This window comes from Corallococcus sp. AB030 (genome assembly GCF_003668965.1).
In the GTDB taxonomy this organism is placed as follows: domain Bacteria; phylum Myxococcota; class Myxococcia; order Myxococcales; family Myxococcaceae; genus Corallococcus; species Corallococcus exiguus.
In genome coordinates, this window is record NZ_RAWQ01000425.1 from 1 (window position 1) to 1,921 (window position 1,921).

Genomic DNA, 1,921 nt, shown 5'->3' on the forward strand with positions numbered 1-1,921 from the left:
GGCGGGGACGGGGGCGCGACAAGGGCCGTGGACTCGTCCTTGGGGGCGCTCCGGGTGGTCGCCGTGGCCTGCGGCTTGAGCTCGTTGCGCGCCGACACGCCCTGCGCCGGCTCCATGGAGGAGCACGCGCTCACGAGGCTGGCGCAGAGGAGGGCACCACTGACGAAGGACACGCGGCGCTTCGAGAAGAAAGGGGACATGGGCGGCTCCGGGACGACGGGAGGAAGTCAGCGTGCCCCTGGAAACGGCCGACCTCCGGAATGGGTTTATCCGGTGAATTTTTCCCGGACCCAGGCGTGGGCCGCGCTTGCGTGGGGGGACCCCTTTTGCGACGGTCCCCGGCCATGGAGACGACACGACCGTTCCGGATTCTGGGCATCCAGCAGATCGCCATCGGGGGGCTGGACAAGGGCGCCCTGCGCAAGCTGTGGGTGGACACGCTGGGCCTGACGGCCCACGGCACCTACCGCAGCGAGAAGGAGAACGTGGACGAGGACATCGTCGTGGCGGGCGCGGGCCCCTTCAAGGTGGAGGTGGACTTGATGCAGCCCGTCAATCCCGACGGCCGTCCCAAGGTGCACGACCCGGCGCTCAACCACGTGGGTCTGTGGGTGGACGACCTGGCGGTGGCCGTCAAGTGGCTGGACGGGCAGGGCATGCGCTTCACGCCCGGCGGCATCCGCAAGGGCGCGGCGGGCTTCGACGTGTGCTTCATCCACCCGAAGGCCAGCGATCAGTTCCCGCTGAGCGGAGAGGGCGTGCTGATTGAGCTGGTGCAGGCCCCGCCGGAGATCATCCGCGCCTTCGAACAGGCCGCAGCCAGCGCGGCGCACTGATCAGCCACTGTCCGGCGCGCGCGAAGGCCTTCTTCACCGCGCGCTCCACCGGATCCCACGCGACGCACAACACGTACGTGCACGCGATGAGCAGCGCGAGCAGGCCGGAGAACTTCAGCCACCCGCTGGAGTCGCCCCACAGCTTCTGGAACGAGAAGACGCCGAAGACGCGGTAGTACAGCAGCATCTCGTGGAAGAAGTACGCGGACAGCGACGCGGTGCCGAACACCTCCAGGAAGCGGCGGGCGCGCGAGGGCTTCGCGTCCGGCGCCATCCGTCCCTCCACCCACAGCAACACGAGCAGCACCGCGCAGACCCACATGAAGCGGGTGGCGGAGTTGGACGGGTTGGTGACGAAGAAGCGGTGCGGCGGATAGAGGTCGTTGAGCACGCGCGGCATCAGCGTGCCCAGAAGGCCCAGCGCGATGAGGAAGCCCAGGGCCCGCGCCAGGCCCTTGCGGCCCCACGCCCCCGCGATGCAGCCCGCGAAGGCGCCCAGCCACGCGAAGCCCACCCACGGCACCAGCGGGAAGGGGGCCCAGTTGGACTTGCGCAGGAACGATGCCCAGGGCTCGCCCGCGGAGTCGCTGAAGGGCGCCAGCGCGAACGCCACCATCGCCAGGACGAAAGCGGTGCCCGCGAGCACGCGCGGGCGCGGGGCGAGCAGCGCGGCCATGGGCAGGGTGAGCAGCAGGCACAGTCCCACGCAGTGGAGGATGTCCAGGCGAAGCAGCCACACGGGCTCGGAGCGGATGGGGAACCACACCCAGTTGACGAGCGCGGCGACGGCGAACACCTCCGTGATGCGGCGCAGGTTGCGGCGCACGCGCTCGTTCAGCACACCCGAGGCGGAGCTGCGCACCATGAGCAGCGCCAGCGCGAACCCGGCGGAGAAGATGAACGCGGGGGCCACCAGCCCGTCCACCTTGAGCAGCCGTCCGGTCCACACGCTCTTGCGCAGCTCGGGGGTGAGCAGCACGAGCGCATGGGTCTGGATCATCACGAGGACGGAGAGGCCGCGCAGCCAGTCGATGGCGCGCACGCGCTCGCGGGAGACGGGGGCGGCGGGGGGCAGGGTACTCACG

General features: G+C 70.2%; 2 protein-coding genes and 1 pseudogene. 1 reads left to right on the forward strand and 2 read right to left on the reverse strand.

Annotated elements, in window-relative coordinates; all coding sequences use genetic code 11:
• Nucleotides 1–200: pseudogene (locus D7Y15_RS43305) on the reverse strand (VWA domain-containing protein); the annotation flags it as partial.
• Between the two features lie 144 nt (nucleotides 201–344).
• Between D7Y15_RS43305 and D7Y15_RS43310 the strand changes: the two are divergent.
• Entirely contained in the window at nucleotides 345–836 is a 492-nt protein-coding gene (locus tag D7Y15_RS43310) for a VOC family protein (RefSeq protein ID WP_121756202.1), read from the forward strand.
• Here the strand turns inward: D7Y15_RS43310 and D7Y15_RS43315 are convergent.
• A complete protein-coding gene (locus tag D7Y15_RS43315) occupies nucleotides 793–1,920 on the reverse strand; it encodes a heparan-alpha-glucosaminide N-acetyltransferase domain-containing protein (protein ID WP_121756203.1) in 1,128 nt (375 codons plus the stop codon). The genes D7Y15_RS43310 and D7Y15_RS43315 overlap by 44 nt on opposite strands.
• Between the last annotated feature and the right edge of the window lies 1 nt (nucleotide 1,921).